The organism is Alteromonas sp. ABE4_545 (assembly GCF_056161325.1).
Window position 1 is genome coordinate 104,636 of sequence record NZ_JBSWYY010000013.1, and the last position, 20,280, is coordinate 124,915.

18 protein-coding genes are annotated in these 20,280 nt (G+C 47.4%); 17 read left to right on the top strand and 1 reads right to left on the bottom strand.

Annotated elements, in window-relative coordinates:
- Positions 1 to 95 precede the first annotated feature (95 nt).
- Complete coding sequence (gene nudC, locus ACXAH6_RS13090) at positions 96 to 953, top strand: NAD(+) diphosphatase (RefSeq protein WP_474877474.1); 858 nt, start codon at positions 96 to 98, stop codon at positions 951 to 953.
- A 163-nt stretch (positions 954 to 1,116) separates the two neighbouring features.
- Complete coding sequence (gene hemE / locus ACXAH6_RS13095; protein ID WP_474877475.1) at positions 1,117 to 2,208, top strand: uroporphyrinogen decarboxylase; 1,092 nt, start codon at positions 1,117 to 1,119, stop codon at positions 2,206 to 2,208.
- 59 nt (positions 2,209 to 2,267) lie between these two features.
- On the opposite strand, the gene queG is transcribed toward hemE, so the two are convergent.
- Entirely contained in the window at positions 2,268 to 3,416 is a 1,149-nt protein-coding gene (queG, locus tag ACXAH6_RS13100; RefSeq protein ID WP_474877477.1) for a tRNA epoxyqueuosine(34) reductase QueG, read from the bottom strand.
- Positions 3,417 to 3,422: 6 nt separating this feature from the next.
- Here queG and ACXAH6_RS13105 point away from each other — a divergent pair, with 6 nt between their 5' ends.
- The 15 genes from ACXAH6_RS13105 to ubiG all read left to right on the top strand — a co-directional run bounded on the left by ACXAH6_RS13105 (position 3,423) and on the right by ubiG (position 20,089).
- On the top strand, positions 3,423 to 4,922 hold the full coding sequence (locus ACXAH6_RS13105) for an NAD(P)H-hydrate dehydratase (RefSeq protein ID WP_474877479.1): 1,500 nt from the start codon (positions 3,423 to 3,425) through the stop codon (positions 4,920 to 4,922).
- Between the two features lie 26 nt (positions 4,923 to 4,948).
- Positions 4,949 to 5,431 (top strand): tRNA (adenosine(37)-N6)-threonylcarbamoyltransferase complex ATPase subunit type 1 TsaE, encoded by a 483-nt coding sequence (gene tsaE / locus ACXAH6_RS13110; RefSeq protein ID WP_474877480.1) that lies wholly within the window; start codon positions 4,949 to 4,951, stop codon positions 5,429 to 5,431.
- 99 nt (positions 5,432 to 5,530) lie between these two features.
- Positions 5,531 to 6,811 (top strand): N-acetylmuramoyl-L-alanine amidase, encoded by a 1,281-nt coding sequence (locus ACXAH6_RS13115; protein ID WP_474877482.1) that lies wholly within the window; start codon positions 5,531 to 5,533, stop codon positions 6,809 to 6,811.
- A gap of 23 nt (positions 6,812 to 6,834) precedes the next feature.
- The gene (gene mutL / locus ACXAH6_RS13120) at positions 6,835 to 8,643 is read left to right on the top strand and encodes a DNA mismatch repair endonuclease MutL (RefSeq protein WP_474877483.1); all 1,809 of its coding nucleotides are present in this window, start codon (positions 6,835 to 6,837) and stop codon (positions 8,641 to 8,643) included.
- Positions 8,640 to 9,572 (top strand): tRNA (adenosine(37)-N6)-dimethylallyltransferase MiaA, encoded by a 933-nt coding sequence (miaA, locus tag ACXAH6_RS13125; RefSeq protein WP_474877485.1) that lies wholly within the window; start codon positions 8,640 to 8,642, stop codon positions 9,570 to 9,572. The genes mutL and miaA overlap by 4 nt, the downstream gene beginning before the upstream one ends.
- Before the next feature lie 77 nt (positions 9,573 to 9,649).
- The gene (gene hfq / locus ACXAH6_RS13130) at positions 9,650 to 9,895 is read left to right on the top strand and encodes an RNA chaperone Hfq (RefSeq protein WP_474877486.1); all 246 of its coding nucleotides are present in this window, start codon (positions 9,650 to 9,652) and stop codon (positions 9,893 to 9,895) included.
- Between the two features lie 17 nt (positions 9,896 to 9,912).
- Positions 9,913 to 11,202 (top strand): ribosome rescue GTPase HflX, encoded by a 1,290-nt coding sequence (gene hflX / locus ACXAH6_RS13135; RefSeq protein ID WP_474877488.1) that lies wholly within the window; start codon positions 9,913 to 9,915, stop codon positions 11,200 to 11,202.
- 67 nt (positions 11,203 to 11,269) lie between these two features.
- Positions 11,270 to 12,427, top strand: a complete 1,158-nt coding sequence (gene hflK / locus ACXAH6_RS13140) for an FtsH protease activity modulator HflK (RefSeq protein ID WP_474877489.1) — start codon at positions 11,270 to 11,272, stop codon at positions 12,425 to 12,427.
- Positions 12,427 to 13,308: a protease modulator HflC gene (gene hflC / locus ACXAH6_RS13145; RefSeq protein WP_474877491.1), complete on the top strand. Its 882-nt coding sequence runs from the start codon at positions 12,427 to 12,429 to the stop codon at positions 13,306 to 13,308. Before hflK ends, hflC begins: the two co-directional genes overlap by 1 nt.
- Before the next feature lie 209 nt (positions 13,309 to 13,517).
- On the top strand, positions 13,518 to 15,113 hold the full coding sequence (locus ACXAH6_RS13150; RefSeq protein WP_474877493.1) for an AbgT family transporter: 1,596 nt from the start codon (positions 13,518 to 13,520) through the stop codon (positions 15,111 to 15,113).
- 59 nt (positions 15,114 to 15,172) lie between these two features.
- Positions 15,173 to 16,252 carry a ferrochelatase gene (gene hemH / locus ACXAH6_RS13155; protein ID WP_474877495.1) on the top strand — a complete coding sequence of 360 codons (1,080 nt, stop codon included), beginning with the start codon at positions 15,173 to 15,175 and terminating at the stop codon, positions 16,250 to 16,252.
- A 1-nt stretch (position 16,253) separates the two neighbouring features.
- Positions 16,254 to 16,667 carry a DUF4112 domain-containing protein gene (locus ACXAH6_RS13160; RefSeq protein ID WP_474877497.1) on the top strand — a complete coding sequence of 138 codons (414 nt, stop codon included), beginning with the start codon at positions 16,254 to 16,256 and terminating at the stop codon, positions 16,665 to 16,667.
- A gap of 105 nt (positions 16,668 to 16,772) precedes the next feature.
- Complete coding sequence (locus ACXAH6_RS13165; protein WP_474877499.1) at positions 16,773 to 17,588, top strand: substrate-binding periplasmic protein; 816 nt, start codon at positions 16,773 to 16,775, stop codon at positions 17,586 to 17,588.
- Between the two features lie 184 nt (positions 17,589 to 17,772).
- Positions 17,773 to 19,206, top strand: a complete 1,434-nt coding sequence (locus tag ACXAH6_RS13170) for an aldehyde dehydrogenase family protein (RefSeq protein WP_474877501.1) — start codon at positions 17,773 to 17,775, stop codon at positions 19,204 to 19,206.
- Positions 19,207 to 19,321: 115 nt separating this feature from the next.
- Entirely contained in the window at positions 19,322 to 20,089 is a 768-nt protein-coding gene (ubiG, locus tag ACXAH6_RS13175; RefSeq protein WP_474877502.1) for a bifunctional 2-polyprenyl-6-hydroxyphenol methylase/3-demethylubiquinol 3-O-methyltransferase UbiG, read from the top strand.
- The last annotated feature ends 191 nt before the right edge of the window (positions 20,090 to 20,280 follow it).

The following is a 20,280-nucleotide window of genomic DNA, read 5'->3' on the forward strand; positions in this document are numbered from 1 at the left end:
GACTGACAAATTTAAGCGTGCTTAGTTCTCACATCTATTCGCGCCTCGGGTGTGCTAAACTCGCTACATCGTTTTATTTAAATGGCTGATATTGCATGTTAAAGCCTGTGTCTGTTAACCAAGCGACCCCGTCGGAAACCACGCTCAATACCTCGCTTTATGGGCGTTGGTTGATTTTTGTTGGCGACAAATTACTGGTGCCGAGCGAGGCGTCTTCCATTCCAACAACAGGCTGGCAAGCCTTGCCATTTCTGCATCACTACCGCGATAAGGTGCATGAACTCATCGACGAAGATGCAGGGTTAACAGAAGCACATTATGTACTTGATCTTGGGCATGAACATATTGATGAGAGCGGTTGGGAGCTGCGCTCTATTCGCAGTATGATAATGGCCCAGCCTGATTACGTATTTAACGTGATTGCGAAGGCATGGCAATTTACGCATTTTTTACGCACCCATCAGTTTTGTGGGCGCTGTGGCAGCCGTACAGAGCCGGTTGATTGGGAAATGGCTGTGCATTGCCACACCTGTTCACATCGTTGTTACCCTCGTGTATCACCCTGCATTATTGTGGCAATTTATCATCAAGATAAACTCTTGCTGGCCCAAGGCGTTCGCCATCGTGATACGCGTATGTATTCAACGCTCGCTGGCTTCGTCGAAAGTGGAGAAAGCCTGGAAAACGCCGTCCACAGGGAAGTATTCGAAGAGGTTGGTGTAAAAATCAAAAACCTCGAGTATTTTGGCAGCCAGCCATGGCCTTTTCCTCATTCACTGATGGTGGGGTATATCGCAGAGTGGGACAGTGGCGAAATTCGTGTACAAGAAAACGAAATTGACGATGCGCAGTGGTTTCATTACAACGCGTTGCCTACCATTCCACCTAAGCTTTCCATTGCAGGGCAGTTAATCGATGCGGTGATAAAGCGCCTTGATACCGGACAAAAGTAACACTTATGTTCTATACATTACAGGCGACTGGCGGTTTTTGACGGGCTTTTTGATTTGGCACAAAAAAGCTGATTACCACGATAGAGTTTATTCCGCCCTAGGCGGTATAAATCCTGTTATACTCGCCACAATTTCACACTCCCAACTGCTTTAAGGGTTTTGTATGTCAGAGACACAAGGGACCATTGAACGCCCTGCGTTAAAAAACGACCGTTATCTACGCGCACTGCTAAAACAGCCGGTAGACGTTACACCTGTTTGGATGATGCGTCAGGCAGGACGCTATTTGCCAGAGTATAAGGCAACTCGCGCTGTGGCCGGTGACTTTATGTCATTGTGTAAAAATGCAGAGTTGGCGTGTGAGGTGACACTACAGCCTTTACGTCGTTTTCCGTTAGATGCCGCTATTTTGTTTTCTGACATTCTTACTATTCCAGATGCAATGGGATTGGGGCTGTATTTTGAAGCGGGGGAAGGCCCTCGTTTTGAGCGCCCTATTAGCTGTGCCGCCGACGTCGATAAAATTGGTATTCCCGATCCAGAGGGTGAACTGCAATATGTGATGAATGCAGTTCGCACTATTCGTCGAGAATTAAAGGGCGATGTGCCGTTAATCGGGTTTTCAGGCAGCCCCTGGACACTAGCAACCTACATGGTTGAAGGTGGCTCTAGTAAAGCGTTCACTAAAATTAAAAAAATGGCCTTTGCCGAACCAGCTATTCTTCATGCTCTATTGGCTAAGCTGGTAGACTCGGTCACGTCTTATCTCAACGCTCAAATTGCAGCTGGTGCACAGTCTGTCATGGTGTTTGATACTTGGGGCGGGGTACTTTCTCCACGCGATTACAAAGAGTTTTCGCTCCAATATATGCATCGCATTGTTGAAGGCTTAACACGCGAAAATGAAGGCCGTCGCGTACCAGTAACCTTGTTTACTAAAAATGGTGGTATGTGGTTAGAAGCCATTGCGGCCACAGGTTGTGACGCTGTGGGTCTAGATTGGACCATTGATATTGCCGATGCCAAAGCGCGCGTCGGTGACAAAGTTGCGCTGCAAGGTAACATGGACCCTTCTATGTTGTATGCGCCACCGGCACGTATAGAGGAAGAAGTTGCGAGTATTTTACAGGGCTTTGGCACAGGTTCAGGCCATGTCTTTAATTTGGGGCACGGTATTCATTTAGATGTGCCTCCTGAGCATGCTGGCGTGTTCGTGAATGCAGTGCACAAGCTCAGTGAGCCCTACCACAAGTAACATTTCGCCGAATAGCATGGCTCGTAGTCGCGCGCCATGCTATTGCAGGTATGCCATTATTAACCCGCGTCGCGGGGAAGTCCTTTTTCCACCACCCGAATAAGACGCTGTGTCAGCCTGCTCGATTTTGGGGAGTGATGTGATTTTTCAGTTTGCTTCTCCAATGCCCAAGTAATGTGTGGGGTTAAGAGATCACACGCTTCAGACAATACTGTATTTAATGCATCGACATTGTGTTGATGGTATGGGCTATTACCAATAGCAATGGCGATGTTACGGCGCCATTTGCGATAGCCAATACGACGAATCGGTGAGCCTTCAGTATTGCGCAGGAAAGTGGCTTCGTCCCAAGCAAATAAATCTAACAGGCGTTGCCCGTGTAGTTGCTGTCGGGCATAAAAATCACGCTCTTCAGTAATCTCCGCGTATCGATTCCAAGGGCACACCAATTGACAATCATCACAACCATAAATACGGTTACCCATTGCTTCCCTGTATACCTCAGGGATTACCCCATCATATTCAATGGTCAAATACGAGATACACTTTCTGGCATCAACTGTGTAGGGCGCAACAATCGCTTGGGTAGGGCAAATGGTTAAACATGCGGTGCAATTACCACAGCCATCTTCTTGTTTGTTGTCATCAACGGGCAGTGGCAAGTTAACAAACAACTCTCCCAAAAAAAACCAAGAGCCGGCCTCTTGGTTCAGCGTTAATGTGTGTTTGCCTGTCCAGCCAATACCAGCTTTTTCGGCAATGGCGTGTTCTAATACGGGGGCTGAATCGACAAAAGGGCGAAACTCGGTGTCGGCAAATACGGCTTGAATCTTCTGGCCGAGCTTTTTTAACTTATTGCGGATCACTTTGTGATAGTCCCGCCCCAGCGCATAACGCGAAATATAGGCAATATTGGGATCGTTCAAGTGCTTGGCAAAAGAAGCATCGGGAGGCAGGTAATTCATTCGCACAGAGATGATACGCAGTGTGCCCGGCACAAGTTCGTCAGGTCTGGCGCGCTTCATCCCGTGGGTTTGCATAAACGTCATGTCGCCGTGATAACCCTTTTCTAGCCACTCAGAAAGGGCTGCTTCGTGTCGACTCAGATCAATATCAGCGATACCTACTTGTTGAAAACCTAGCGCCTTGCCCCAAGCCTTGATATCGTTTGTTAATTGAACTAAATCTATTGAACCTATTTTGGACATGTTCTCATGCTAGATACCGAAATCACCGCAAGTTTACCATATAAATTGTTTCGCGCCGATCAAGTGCGGGAAAACGAACGCGCTGCTGCTGAAAAAAGTCGCGTGGATATGTTTACCTTGATGGAGCGCGCTGGTAAGGCGGTGTTTAAGCAATGTCAGTTGCTACTGCCGAATACCGATGCGTTTTTGGTATTGGTAGGGCAGGGAAATAACGCAGGCGACGGTTATATCGCAGCATTACAAGCGAAGCAAGCCGGTAAGCAGGTACACCTTTGTGCCATTGAGCCTCATCGTATTTTGGAGGCCGACGCAGGACGCGCTCAAAAGGCTTGGCTTGACGCTGGGGGCAAGATAGAGAGTTTCCAACCCGAGCTTTTGAGCAAGTGTGGTTTGGTTATCGATGCGTTATTAGGGACGGGGATAAACAGTTATATTCGTAACGAGTTTGCCGACGTGATTGACGCCGTTAACGCGTCTGCTTGCCCCGTTGTGAGTATCGACGTGCCATCGGGGTTAGACGCTAACACTGGGCAATCTCTTGGGCGCTGCATAGAAGCCGATGTTACCGTAACGTTTGTGGGCATCAAGCCGGGTTTAACCACGGGGGCGGGCAAGCAATCTTGTGGCACTTTGGTGTTTGAAGACCTTGGCATTGGCAAGGCGTTCAATCAGTTGGCGCGTTCATCTGCCACCTTGTTAGAAGTGGAACAATTCAAGGGGTTAGCGCCCCGGGAAATTCACAGCCACAAAGGGACTTATGGACGCTTGTTGTGCATTGGGGGAAACAAAGGGACGGCGGGTGCCATTCGCCTTGCCGGTGAAGCGGCATTGAGAAGTGGTGCGGGTTTGGTAAAAGTGTATGCTCACGAAGCGTCGAAAATTCAGGTCAGTGCAGGGCGACCTGAGTTAATGGTAACGGATGAAAACCTCGAAGAAGCGCTAAACTGGGCCACTTGTGTAGTACTCGGCCCCGGACTAGGGCAAGACGATTGGGCTGTAACCGCTTTTGAAATGGCGATGAAGCACTGCCAGACACATCCTAAACCTATGGTTATTGACGCAGACGCACTGAATCTTTTATCAAAACACGCGCTGTCTTACACTGTTGAGTCGAGTATTATTACGCCTCATGCTGGAGAGGCGGCTCGGTTGTTAGGCGTAAGCGTAGATGAGGTCGAATCAGACCGGTTTAACAGCGCGCGTCAATGTGCTCAGCGTTATCACGCAACGTGCATTCTTAAGGGCGCTGGCAGTATTATCGACAATGAAACCCAAACTTGGGTGTGCAAACACGGTAACCCCGGAATGGCAAGCGCTGGTATGGGAGATGTACTCAGTGGGATTCTCGGCGCAATGTTAGCCCAAGGGTTATCAAAGGACATGGCGGCCAAATACGGCGTATGTGTTCATGCGCAAGCCGGTGATGAGATTGCGCGTTTATATGGACAACGTGGTATCCTAGCCAGTGATTTATTTGAAGCAGTGCGGGCGTTAGTGAATCAATAAACGCCTGCCAGTTCTAGGAACTATGCATGGCGTATCCACAATCAACTTTTTATGCTGCTGGCTTGAGCGACACCGAAGCGCTGGCAGTTGATCTCGCATCAGCCCTTAAGCAGTCTTTGCCGACAGGGCTGGTCGTGTATTTGAATGGTGACTTAGGGGCAGGCAAAACCACCTTCAGTCGATACCTTATTCAATCTCTTGGTCATTCAGGTAGCGTTAAAAGTCCAACTTATACACTGGTTGAACCTTATGAGTTAGAGCGCGTCAATATCTATCATTTCGATTTGTATCGACTCGCTGATCCGGAAGAGTTGGAGTTTATGGGAGTAAGGGATTACTTCGCAGATAACTGTGTTTGTTTGGTAGAGTGGGCTGAAAAAGGGGCGGAGTGCTTGGCAGCGGCAGATTTAGTGATTACTATTAATGCAGTTAGCGGAGGTCGCCAATTCACCATTGATGCCACCAGTCACCAAGGTGCCCAGGTTTTACAACAATGTAAGCGAATTTAAGCTTGCACCGAGTGGTGAACTCCAGCCTACATAATAATTGATAAAAGGCCATGTGAACTAACGATGTTGCGCTATGTATTCATTCTCTGCAGTTGCTTAATGTTCAGCGCCATTGCAGAAGCAAAAAATAAAATAGACGGGTTGCGCATTTGGCCATCTCCCGGCAGCACGCGTGTTGTTTTGGATATGCAAGACGCGCCTGAGTTCACCTATTTCACCTTGAAAAACCCAGAACGGCTCGTTATCGACCTTGGGAATACCAGTTCCAAAACCGACTTAACCGCGTTTGAAAACGACAGCGACCTTGTGCGACGAGTACGTTATTCAACGCCCAAAAATAAACAATCGGCACGAGTTGTTATCGACCTCACAAGAAAAGCCTCGCCGAGCTTGTTTGCAATGACGCCCACCAAGCCTTATGGCCATCGGCTGGTGATTGATTTGGCCGATTCACAGCCGGGACAACAGCCGGTAGTTATTGGCACTCAGCACAATAAACGTGACCGAGACATTATTATTGCCATTGACGCTGGGCATGGCGGCGAAGACCCAGGCTCTATTGGCCCTACTGGGACATACGAGAAAAATATAACGCTGAGTATTGCCAACAATTTGAAGAAGATGGTTGATGCCGAACCGGGCATGCGCGCAGTGATGACGCGCTCGGGCGACTACTATATCTCTCCTAACCGCCGACCTGAATTGGCGCGCGAAAACAAAGCAGATTTGCTCATCTCTATTCATGCTGATGCATTCACCCAACCAGAGCCGCGCGGTGGGTCTGTGTGGGTATTGTCAATGCGGCGCGCAGACAACGAATTAGGTCGATGGTTAGAGAAAACCGAACGTCACTCAGAGTTATTAGGTGGTGCTGCCGAAGTGATTTCTGACAATGCCAGCGAAAGATATCTCGCTGAAACTATTTTGGGTTTGTCGATGGACCATTCCATGTCGACGAGTTACGACCTGAGTAAAAAGGTATTGGCAGAACTCAAAGGCGTGACTCATTTACACAAAAAAACGCCCCAAGCGGCGAGCTTTGCGGTGTTAACTGCGCCGGATATTCCTTCTATTTTGGTGGAGGTAGGCTTTATCTCTAATCCACAAGAAGAAAAAAACCTCAATTGGTCGGTGTATCGACAACGACTCGCTAAATCTATGTTTGAAGCGGCGAAGCGCTATTTCAGACAAGTACCGCCTGATGGCACCTTGTGGGCCAGTCAAAAAGAAACTAACCGCACACACAAGGTGCGTAGTGGTGAGTCTTTATCGCTGTTGGCTCAACGCTATAATGTAAAGGTAAGTAGTATTAAAGAAGCCAATAACCTCACTACTGATGTAGTGAGAATTGGTCAAGTACTTACCATCCCCAGTACCTAACTAGTCAATATCGGACCAATCGTTTGCCCATAAAGTTATTACCCGCCAGACTGGCAAACCAAATTGCCGCTGGAGAAGTTGTTGAACGCCCAGCGTCTGTCGTAAAAGAACTGATCGAGAATAGTCTTGATGCAGGGGCGACGCGGATCGAGTTAGAAATTGAAAAAGGCGGCCACAAACGCATACGTATTCGAGACAATGGCAGTGGCATTCCCAAAGATGAACTCGAACTTGCATTAAGCCGACACGCTACCAGTAAAATCGCTACCTTGGATGACTTAGAGCATATTTTGTCATTGGGGTTTAGGGGAGAAGCGTTAGCTAGTATTAGCTCTGTGAGTCGTTTAACACTCACGTCGAAGCCAGAAGCGCAGGAGCAAGCTTGGCAAGCATACTGCGAAGGGCGAGATATGGGCGTGGCCCTTGCGCCCGCCGCTCATCCGGTCGGGACCACCATTGATGTAGCAGATTTGTTCTACAATACGCCTGCCCGTCGCAAGTTCTTACGCACAGAAAAAACAGAGTTTCAGCATATTGAAGACGTTTTCAAGCGCATTGCATTGAGTCGACCTGAAATTGCATTGGTACTGAAACACAATGGCAAGCAAATTAAGCGGTATGCCGGTCACAAAGGTGATAAATCTGTGGCATTGGGACAGCGAGTAGCGGCAGTTTGTGGCAAAAAATTCATCGACAATGCCACGTTTTTGGAAACCGAATATCAAGATCTGAAAATTTACGCTTGGTTAGGTAATTCAGCAACGCTTCGCAGTAGCAACGACATGCAGTTTAGTTTTGTGAACGGCCGCGGCATGCGCGACAAGCTGATCACTCATGCTATTCGTCAGGCGTATGAGAGCGTGCTTGCTAGTGCCGAACAGCCCGCCTTTGTGTTTTATCTAGACATTGACCCCGGCGAGGTAGACGTGAATGTTCACCCAGCCAAACACGAAGTGCGTTTTCATCAAGGGCGTTTGGTGCATGACTTTATTTGTAAATCGGTTTGTGATGCATTAGCGCAATGTGAGGGCGATTCACAATGGCAAGACGACGAGGAAGAGCCTACGCATGACTACATTCGCCCCTTGACGAGCAGTCCGTCTCATCATGCATTTGACGGCACAGGTCATTCGGGACACAAAATCATGGATACGCATGCCAGAGAAAGCAATGATACAGGTATGCGAACAACGCCAAGTCATCGCCCTGCAGGCAGCAGCGGCAATCAAATAGCACGAGGGGCTAAGCCCGTATCTGCCGATTATCAGGCAAATTATCAGCGATTGATGAAAGTAGAAGACGGAGAAACTGGTCCTATCTCAAATGAATTGGGATTTATATCTATAAATTTAAATCCCAAAAGCCGAATCTATGTATATAATGAAATCGCTATTTTACTAAAAGCTAAGGCTTTACTATGTGATTGGCTGGCAGACAAATTAAGCCAAGCTGGGCCTTCACAACCTTTGCTGATGCCTGTGATGTTAGCTGCCGAGGCGCCGAGCGCGCCCGTGAGTGCGTTGTTTCAGTCAATGGGCTTTGGCGTACAGCACGTGGCTGGGAAATGCCGGTTACTACAAGTGCCGGGTGGCACAAGGCATTTTCCGTGGGTGCGGCTGTTTGAGTTGATGCTCAATGCTCAACCTACTGACAATAGCGGCCTTGTCGCGGCATTGGCATCGCAGCCAGCGCTGTGGGAAGACGCCATAGACCACGATATTTGGTATTGGCTGGACAGCCAACCAAGCGGCCAGCAGTGGCAAAAAATAGAAGAGAATGGAGCGCCAAAAGCGTTGAGCGAGATTATTGATTGGTGGAGCGTGTCGGAATGACAAGCTCACAAGATACAACGCCTGTTATTGCGATTATGGGGCCGACAGCCTCCGGCAAGACAGGTTTAGCGCTAGCAATAGCGGAGCGCGTAGACTGCGAAATTATTAGTGTAGATTCGGCGTTAATCTACAAGCAAATGGACATTGGAACTGCAAAACCCACCGCTGAAGAGATGGCGCGAGTAAAGCACTGGCTGGTGGACATCCGAGATCCGTCAGAAAGTTATTCAGTGGCAGAATTTTGCAATGATACCATTAGCTTAATTACATCGATTAAGAAGCGTGGTAAGGTGCCGATATTGGTCGGAGGCACAATGATGTATTTTAATGCCTTGATAAATGGAATTTCGCCACTACCTAAGTCTGATGAAACACTTCGTCAGCAGATTAATGACGAAGCAGACCAACGCGGTTGGTTAGCGTTACATGAAGAATTAAAAGAATTTGACCCAGTCAGTGCGGCGCGAATTCACCCTAACGATCCCCAGCGTTTAACGCGGGCTATCGAGGTTTTTCGTAGTTCTGGTAAGTCGTTGACTTATTGGCAACAGCAAAAAGGGGAGCCATGTCCCCATGCTATCAGCCAGTTTGCTATCGCGCCTGAAGCGCGCTCAGTACTACATGAAAGAATTGCTCAACGTTTTGATTTAATGCTAGAGCAAGGCTTTGTTGATGAAGTGAAGAAACTTTATCAACGAGGTGATTTACATGAGGATATGCCGGCTATTCGATCGGTTGGATACCGACAAGTTTGGCAATATCTTAATGGTGAGTTGAACTATGCAGAAATGCGTGAGAGAGGTATTATAGCAACGCGTCAGTTAGCCAAGCGGCAAATGACCTGGCTACGCGGTTGGCCTGACATAACGTGGCTTGACACCTTTGCTCAAGATAATTTGACTAAAATTGAAGCTAAAGTCACACTTTAAGTTGTGATGTGTGATATACAATGAAGCGCTGGGGCAAATTTTTTTGTCGGTTTTATAATAAAAACTAAGGATATGAAATGGCTAAAGGGCAATCTTTACAAGACCCATTTTTGAATGCATTACGCAAGGAGCGGATTCCCGTTTCGATCTATTTGGTAAATGGCATTAAGTTACAGGGCCAAGTTGAATCGTTCGACCAATTCGTGATTTTGTTGAAAAACACGGTCAGTCAAATGGTTTACAAACACGCTATCTCAACTGTCGTACCTGCTCGTGCGATTACTATGCCTACTCAAGGGGACGCAGACAATAAGAGTGAATAATTTAAAAGGTAACGCGCTTGTTTGACCGTTATGAAGCCGGTGAACAGGCTGTACTTGTTCATGTCAATTTTGCTGACGAAAATAGTAAAGAAGACCTGGCGGAACTGGAGTTATTGGTTTCGTCCGCAGGGGTTGATGCTGTTGACGTTTTAACAACCTCTCGTACTGCGCCACACCCTAAGTATTTTGTAGGTTCTGGAAAGGCTGAAGAGATCGCTGCGGCGGTGAAAGCCAATGACGCTAATGTAGTGATTTTTAATCATGCCTTATCGCCTTCTCAAGAACGCAATTTAGAGGCTATCTGCAAGTGTCGTGTGATCGATCGCACTGGGCTGATCCTGGATATATTTGCTCAACGCGCTCGTACTCACGAAGGTAAATTGCAGGTAGAGCTGGCGCAGCTCAGACACATTTCTACTCGCCTGATTCGCGGCTGGACTCACCTTGAACGTCAAAAGGGCGGGATAGGTCTTCGCGGTCCGGGCGAAACCCAGTTGGAAACAGACCGTCGTTTGTTACGCGGCCGTATTAAAGCGATCCTTCGTCGCTTAGAAAAAGTGGCTAAACAGCGAGAACAGGGTCGACGCTCTCGTAAACGAGCAGAAATTCCTACTATCTCGCTGGTGGGATATACCAACGCGGGTAAATCTACACTTTTTAACACTATCACCGATGCCCATGTTTATGCGGCAGACCAGCTCTTTGCGACACTAGACCCAACACTGCGTAAGATCGACATCAAAGATGCGGGTACCGCCATTTTGGCCGATACCGTGGGCTTTATTCGTCACCTTCCGCACGACTTGGTTGCAGCGTTTAAAGCGACACTGCAAGAGACGCAAGAGGCTGACTTACTACTTCACGTGGTTGATTATTCAGATTCGAATTTCAGAGAAACCATGGATGAAGTTAATTTGGTGTTGGATGAAATTGAAGCGGGGGAGATTCCTCAGCTTATTATTTGTAACAAAATCGATCAAATCGAAGACGCCGCCCCGCGTATCGATCGCGACGAGAATGAGCGCCCCATAAGGGTTTGGCTATCTGCGCGTACAGGGGAAGGTGTTGAATTATTGTCGCAAGCCCTTACTGAGTGTCTTGCACAAAGCATGGTAAGCTATACATTACGTATACCGCCCGCCCAAAGTCGACTGCGTGGCGTACTGTATGAATTAGATTGTATTGATAACGAATCCTATGATTCAGCTGGCGATTGGGTAGTTGATGTTAGAATGGCTACCTCAGACTGGAATCGCTTAGAAAAACGCTTGGAAGATGGAATCTCTGGTTATATCGACCATCATTAATGGCCGAGCAATCTGAATCGAAATAAATTCAGTAATAGAATAATTAACCATTTTACGGAGTATTAGCATGGCTTGGAATGAGCCGGGTGGTAAAAACAACGACCCTTGGAAAAATCGAGGGGGCCGCGATCAAGGTCCACCTGATTTAGATGACGTGTTTAAAAACCTGTTTGGTAAGTTTGGCAAAATGGGTGGCGGCAACGGCGGTGGTAGCAATGGCATCAAGCTTGGTGGTGTTGGTGCAGCAATCGTTGTTGTTTTGGTTGTTTTCATTTGGGCCGCTAGCGGTTTCTACACCATCCGTGAAGCGGAGCGTGGTGTAGTACTTCGCTTTGGTGAGTACCATCACTTAGAAGAGCCAGGCTTGCGCTGGCGCCCGACGTTTGTTGACTCAGTGATCCCTGTTGATGTGCAATCTATTCGTGATTTGCCTTCTTCAGGCGCGATGTTAACGGAAGACGAAAACATGGTAACGGTACAAATGGAAATGCAATATCGCATTCTAGACCCTTACCGCTGGACGTTCGCCGTGACTAGCCCTGAGGCAAGTTTGAGCGAAGCACTGAATAGTGCGATTCGTTACGTAGTGGGTCATTCCACGATGGACGATGTGCTTACCGGAGGCCGTGAAGTGACACGTCAGCGCGTGTGGGATGAGCTTAACGCTATTCTTGCGCCCTATAACCTGGGTGTTGAAATTGTCGACATGAACTTCAAAGATGCGCGTCCACCAGAGCAAGTGAAAGAAGCTTTTGACGACGCTATTGCAGCGCAAGAAGACGAAGAGCGCTTTATTCGTGAAGCAGAAGCTTACTCTCGTGAGAAAGAGCCTCGCGCTCGTGGTCAAGTTAACCGTATGAACGAAGAAGCTCAGGCGTACAAAGAGCGTGTGACTTTGGAAGCACAAGGTGAAGTAGCGCGATTCAAAGAGCTATTGCCTCAGTATGAACAAGCACCTGAGGTGACTCGCCAGCGTATTTACCTTGAAACCATGGAAAAAGTGTATTCAAACACCAGTAAAATCATGGTCGACGGTGGTGAAGGTAATAACAACATCATGTATTTACCTCTCGATAAAATTATGGACCGTCAACAAAACTCAGATTCTCAGCGCAGTAGCGCTAACGATTTGTATCAACCCAATACGTACTCAGGTGTGAGCAGTTCGACGACTTCGTCTACTAGCACTCGTTCTGACCGTTCACGCAGTGGGAGAAACGACTAATGAAAAATCTTAGTTTAGGCGTTTTAATCATACTTATTTTAGCTGGCTTTTCGTCGCTGTTCGTTGTCAAAGAGGGCGAACGCGCTATCGTTATTCAGTTTGGTAAAGTGGCGCGTGATGCAACGACAGGTGATACCGCTGTGTATGGCCCTGGTTTGCATGTGAAATGGCCTTTGATCGACAGCGTGAAGATTTTGGATGCGCGTATTCAAACTCTCGATGACGCACCGGGCCGTTTTGTAACTTCAGAGAAGAAAGACTTGATCGTTGACTCTTATGTGAAGTGGCGTATCAAAGATTTTGCTCGTTATTACCTCACAACGGGTGGCAATAAGTTCCAAGCTGAAAGCCTGTTAAAACAGAAAGTGAATAACGGCCTTCGTTCTGAATTTGGTACGCGTACTATTCCGCAAATTGTGTCGGGAGAACGTTCTGAGTTGATGAGCCAAGCAATGGACCAAGCATCGAGCTCTTCTGATGAGTTGGGTATTGAAATCGTTGACGTTCGCGTGAAGCAAATTAACTTACCTACTGAAGTCAGTGAATCGATTTTCCAACGTATGCGTGCTGAGCGTGCTGCGGTTGCTCGTGAACACCGCTCACAAGGTCAGGAACAAGCCGAAGTGATTCGCGCTAACATTGATGCCAAAGTGACGGTTATGTTGGCTGATGCTGAGCGTAATGCGCGTCAGTTACGCGGTGAAGGTGATGCACTAGCTGCACAGATTTACGCCGAAGCGTATTCTAAAAATCCTGATTTTTATAGTTTCCTACGTAGTATGGATGCCTATAAGAGCAGCTTCAACAGCAAACAAGATATTCTCGTAGTGAAGCCTGATAGCGACTTCTTCAAGTTTATGAATAAGCAGAATGGCAAATAAGTAATTACGATTAATATAATCGATTAGAAAAAGGGTTAACAATCGCGTTAACCCTTTTTTATTGTCAGTGTATTCTCTATACTCATTTCATTCGCCACTGGCTGGCATATCACCCTAGCTCATTAACAATATTTTAACGCTGCAAAAAGAAGGCCAAATAGTGTAATATTCGCTCTGTAAAAAATTATATAAACGACAGAGGATTCAATTTGGCTTCTAATAATACGACGGCGAGCGTAGAACCTCGACCGAGTGGGGGAATTTTTTCCCGCTTCCTGTCTACTGTAGAGTGGTTGGGTAATCTCTTACCTCACCCAGTTACTTTGTTTGCATTATTATCCGTTTTTATCGTTATCGTGAGCGGCATTTTGGGGTATTTCGATATCTCAGTGGCTGACCCTCGTCCTGAGGGAGCGAAAGGCCGTGAAGCCGACGGCATTATCGAAGTGGTCTCTTTGATGAATGCCGAAGGTTTGCAACGAATTGTCACAGGGTTAGTCACTAATTTCACTGGCTTTGCGCCTCTTGGCACTGTACTAGTGGCCTTGTTAGGTGTTTCTGTTGCGGAACATTCTGGCTTGCTATCTACCGCTATGCGTAGCCTTGTGTTGAAAGCGCCACCGCGTTTAGTCACTTTTATTATTGTGTTGGCAGGTATTTTGTCGAATACCGCGTCTGAGCTGGGTTATGTGGTACTTATTCCCCTTGCCGCAATGATTTTCCATTCGCTTGGGCGTCACCCTCTCGCTGGATTAGCCGCCGCTTTTGCTGGTGTTTCTGCCGGTTATAGTGCCAACTTATTGTTGGGTACGGTGGACCCTCTATTAGCAGGGATTACCACGCCAGCAGCGCAGATGATAGACCCTAACTACGTTGTTGGCCCAGAGGCTAACTGGTGGTTTATGGCGTCGAGCACTTTCATCATTGCGCTTTTGGGCTTTTTGGTCACTGACCGAATTGTTGAGCCGCGACTCGGTAAATTTGACAGTAGCCAATCTACCGTGACGCTAAACGAAAGCGATATGCAGCCACCCACCCGTCAGGAAATTAAAGCGATGCGTTGGGCGGGGCTTGCCTTTCTATTGATTGGGATCATTCTCGCTTTCACCATAGTGCCGGAAAATGGCATTCTGCGTCATCCAGAAACCGGTGAAGTGAAAGGCTCGCCTTTCCTAAAAGGCATTGTAGCCTTTATTTTCATCAGCTTTGCGATACCGGGTTATGTATACGGCAGAGTGGCGGGTACGATGAAATCCGACCGCGATGTGATTGATGCCATGGCTAAGAGTATGAGCTCATTGGGCTTATACATAGTGTTAGTGTTTTTTGCCGCTCAATTTGTGGCCTTTTTCAAATGGACCAACTTGGGCACAGTGTTAGCCGTTAAAGGCGCAGCGTTGCTACAATACCTCGGCTTGGATGGGCCAGAAGTATTTATATTGTTTATCATTATGTGTGGTTTGGTTAACTTGTCTTTAGGCAGTGCATCAGCACAATGGGCCGTTACAGCGCCTATTTTTGTGCCCATGTTGATGCTTATTGGCTTTGCACCAGAGGTGATTCAGGCTGCTTATCGTATCGGTGACTCTGTGACCAACGTAATTTCACCGATGATGAGCTACTTTGGTTTGATATTGGCTATGGCGGCGAGATACCAAAAAGGCATTGGTATGGGAACATTGATTGCTATGATGTTACCTTACTCATTGATCTTTATGTTGGGTTGGACACTATTCTTCTACATTTATGTGTTCTTACTCGGTGCACCCATTGGGCCAGGGGCAGAAGTTTACTATACGCCTTAAACTGCTTTCACTGCGGTTTAAGGCAGTGTTTAGCATTTATATTTAGGTAATAGTGAATAATGAAGTTCAAAGGTAATCAGGGGTTCAATCACGGCCAAGCCGACAAAATAGGTGTACTTATTACTAATTTGGGTACACCTGAAGCGCCCACTAAACAAGCGCTTCGTCCTTATCTTAAGGAGTTTTTGTCTGACCCTCGTGTGGTAGAAGTGCCGCGGGTATTGTGGTGGTGTATCTTAAACCTGATTATCTTGAATACTCGGCCTGCCAAATCGGCAGAAGCCTACGCCAGCGTGTGGACCGAAGACGGTTCACCGCTGATGCTGCATACAAAAGCACAAGCGTCGGCGCTAGCAAAAAAAATGCAGCAAGAGTATGGCGACAAGGTTATTGTTGATTATGCCATGCGCTATGGTGCGCCATCTATCAGCGACAAAATGGACGACTTGCTCGCAAAAGGCGCGCGGAAAGTCTTGGTATTACCGCTTTATCCCCAATACTCGGCTTCAACAGTTGGCTCTACTTACGATGCAATCGCACAGGATTTTGTGAAACGCCGCTGGTTGCCAGATTTTCGGTTCATTTCTCATTATCACGATCGCCCTGCTTACATTCATGCATTAGCCGAATCAGTCAGAGCCCACTGGGCTGAGCACGGGCGTGCCGACAAGTTGTTGTTGTCTTATCACGGTGTTCCCAAGCGCTATTTGTTAGAGGGTGACCCTTATCACTGCGAGTGTCACAAAACCAGTCGTTTACTCGCTGAAGCATTAGGGTTATCAAAAGATGAAGTGATGACCACCTTCCAATCTCGTTTCGGCAAGGAAGAGTGGTTAACACCGTATACCGATGAAACTATGAAGTCGTTACCTGCAAAAGGGGTAAAGTCGGTACAAGTATTGTGCCCAGGGTTTTCCTCAGATTGTTTAGAAACCATCGAAGAAATTGGCGAAGAAAATCGAGAGTACTTTATGGAAGCTGGCGGCGAACGTTACGAATACATTCCTGCTTTAAACAGTGAACCGGCCCATATTGATATGTTGTTTGGGTTAATTCAAGATAACTTGCAAGGCTGGGCGCTACCCCAAGATATTGGAGACCGCGCTGTATTGGCGAGTAATCTCGGGGCAGAAAAATAACATGGCTGGCGACAATGAAGTGGCCCCAAAAGCGCTATTGCAGTCGCAGAAGTTAGCGTCTGCACTTGATACCGCGATAAAAGTACCATTTTTGCCGGTTCGGTTGGGCCTAGATTTTATCTTGGGGCTTATACCGATTGCCGGCGATGCCGCCGCTTTGCTTATTGCAGCAAAGATCATTCTCAATGCCCGCTCTTTGGGCATGCCAAAAGGCCTTATTGTTAAGATGATCCGTAATAGCGTGATTGATTTTGCTCTAGGCTTACTGCCATTAATCGGCGATATCATCGATATGTTTTATCAGTCGAACCAGAAAAATGTAAGACTGATGGAGCAGTGGTGGGTGAGCCAAAACAAATCTGCTATTGATGCCAACGTACAAACCAAGCTACAAGCGTGGTCAAATTCGCAATAAGTCTAATTGTTGTTCAGCGACACAAAAATTACACTATCGCAGATTGAATCCAAGATGCTTTGAATAGCAAGGCGTGAACAGGGAAATTGAGGCGACGGTGTGGTAGTGAACAAGCTAATCACTTTGGTGTTACTACTGATAAGTGGAACGGTGTATGCCGATACCACAACACAAGAGCGCCCAGAAATTAGATGGTGTCTAGACAACTTCAATGGCTTTCATGAGTTTAGAGACAATAACCTAGAACCAGTAGGGCCGTCGGTTAATCTTGTGCGTCATCTAGCGTCTACCGCTGGGTTCACGCTTACTATCTTACCCAAAACTCCGGCAGCGAGGTGTTTACGCCAGTTGCAAACCGGTGAAGCTGACATGATGACCAACCTATTGCACAAGCCTGAAAGGGCAGAGTACATGCATATGGTAGTCATGGGCGGGCGCTTTCCCGAGTCGCTTATTATGTTGAGTCAAAACCCTAAATCTATCTCTACGCCTTATGATTTAACCAAGATGACACTATTGTCGGTAAGAGGCTATCGCCACTCAGCGTCGACCGAGGCGTTTTTAAGCCAGAGTATGCATGGGCATATCATAGAGGCAAGGTCGATTGAGAATGGGCTGGAAATGTTAGTGAAAGGTCGTGGCGATGTTCTGTTGGCCCCCTCAGTTGCCTCATCTACCGCGATTAACGAGATGTTTGATCCTAGTGATTTTAAGCGATACGAAATCCCCCTTGCAAAAAGTGCCGACCAATATGTGTATATCGGTTTTTCTAAAGCCTCGGTTGACCCGCAGTTGGTCGAGCGCATCAATCAAATAATGACAGCGCTTATCGCGTCTGGCGAAGACAAAAAAATCTTTCATGAAAAAGAGTATCGAGATACGTTAAAGTCGGTGCCGTTAATTAAAAACGTGAGCGAGTAACGCAAATACGAGTGTTCTTTTCCGCAGCCTTATACCGCTTCAAAGGCTTTTCTACTCATCGTTACATTATTACCAGACATCGCATTAACGGTAGTAATGTATCATCCTACCCTTATATCAATGGACAACGGTAATGTTGCCGCCTGACGGTACACGTAATTGCGACCTGCTATGAGGAGATATCATGTTAAACAAACGCTACCCATATTACTTGGCTAGTAAGCCAGTATTTGCGAACGAAGACTTGGTAGTCACCAATAAATACACTGGCGAGCCAGCAACGCATGTTGCTATGGCAGATGTTAACGCGATAGAGCAAGCCATTGCCGCAGCTGATAAAGCACAACCGCTTATGACCGCCATGCGGCCTTATGAGCGTCAACAAGTTCTACAGCATTGTATTCAGCGTTTTGAGGAACGCGCCGAGGAGCTTGCCAAGGCGCTGTGTATTGAAGCTGGAAAACCGATAAAAGACGCTCGTGGCGAAGTCACCCGTTTAATCGATACCTTCAAGATTGCGGCAGAAGAAGCCGTACGTATTGAAGGTGAAGTACTAAACCTGCAAATTACCCCACGTGCTGACGGCTATCAGGGCATGACCAAAAAAGTGCCTATTGGTCCTTGCTCGTTTATCTCGCCATTTAACTTTCCTTTAAATCTTGCCGCACACAAGGTTGCGCCCGCTATTGCGGCAGGGTGTACATTTGTGCTTAAACCCGCTTCTCGCACTCCGATTGGAGCGTTGATTATTGGTGAAATCCTCGCAGAAACCGACCTGCCAGAAGGCGCGTTTTCTATTTTGCCGTGTCACCGTGACGGTGCCGACTTATTTACTACCGATGAACGCCTGAAACTATTGAGCTTTACCGGTTCTCCCGATGTAGGTTGGGATCTGAAAGCCCGCGCAGGTAAGAAGCCCGTAGTGTTGGAGTTAGGTGGCAATGCCGCTTGTATTGTGGATCATGACGCAGACCTGAACGATGCCATTGAGCGCATTGTCTTTGGCGCTTACTACCAATCAGGACAAAGTTGTATTGGCGTACAGCGCATACTCGTGCATAAGGATATATACGACGCGTTTAAAACTGCATTTGTCGATAAGGTGTCTAAGCTTGTATCCGGTGACCCCTCTGATGAAGCGACCTTTATTGGCCCAATGATCGCAGAATCTGAAGCAGAGCGTTTGGAGCAATGGATCAACGAAGCGAAAGACGCGGGGGCAAGTGTGTTGGCTGGGGGGCAGCGAATCGGTGCAATGCTGGAAGCGACCGTATTAGAGAACGTGCCAGGGCACTGTAAAATATGCGCAGAAGAAGCATTTGGCCCTGTTGCTGTTATCGCGCCGTTTGAAGATTTTGACAAAGCGCTTGATGAGGTCAATAACAGTCGCTTTGGACTACAAGCTGGTATCTTTACCCGTGACATCTACAAAGCGCATAAAGCTTGGGATCTACTAGATGTAGGCGGCGTAGTGATTGGTGACGTGCCCAGTTGGCGGGTTGATAATATGCCGTATGGTGGTGTTAAAGATTCAGGACTCGGCCGCGAAGGCATTCGTTATGCCATTGAGGATATGACCGAAACTCGACTCTTGGTGATAAGAACGCCCAAACATTAGCAAAAGACCCAAAATGCTTAAATTGGCGTATTCAAGGATACGCCGCTTGCTAGGTGTATAGTCAGCGCCACAACGTCGCCATTGTATTGTAACCCTTATTGGATACCTTAAAACCATGTTGGATAAGAGCCAGTTAAGCAACCCTATTGGTCAAAATAGCAATCTGTCTGCTGAAGAGATTGCCAAGTTCGACGCGCTGGCTGAACAGTGGTGGGACCCTGAAGGAAAATACAAAACTGCGTTGGCGTTTAACGCTGCACGCACTGACTATATGGTAAAACATATTGCAACCCAGTTTGGGCGCGACCCAAAACAAGCAAGTTGCTTACAAGGGTTACGTATTCTCGATGTAGGTTGTGGTGGCGGGCTTATCAGTGAGGCACTCGCCAGTAAGGGGGCCGAGGTGACAGGCATCGACGCCAGCGCTACCAGCATTGAGGTAGCCAAACGCCATGCTCTTCAATCTGGGTTGAGTATTCTCTATCGCCATGTGTTATCTCCTCAGTTGATTCAAGAGGGTGAGTCGTTTGATGTGGTTATTAACGCTGAGGTGGTTGAACACGTGCCCGACCAAGTGGGGTTAATTCGCGATTGTTGCGAACTGGTTGCTGAAAATGGGGTTTTGGTGTTGGCCACGTTAAATCGCACCGTGTTGTCTTTTGTTGTCGCTATTGTAGGTGCCGAATACATATTGGGTTATTTGCCAAAAGGGACGCACGCATGGCGTGAGTTTGTGAAGCCGAGAGAGCTTTGTAGCTGGGCAAAATCCAGTGGCATGGCATTAATAGACCAAGCAGGGTTGAAGTTAAACCCACTCTCTGGTCGTTGGTCTCAAACGTCTTCGTTAGCGGTCAACTACATGCAGATTTACCGCCAAACCTGACTATTCACTCAGTTAATAATAGCTCGTGGGTTTTGGTGATTTGCAACCTTGCCAATGGGTGACTAGTCTGGTTAGTCAGGTTTTATGTGACCGGTCGCGAAGCGACAGAACACCACGGGTTTACCCGTGGATGAATGAGTCCGAGGCCTGTATGCTACGAAGATGGAAGTACGAGTCTCATCACATGGTTT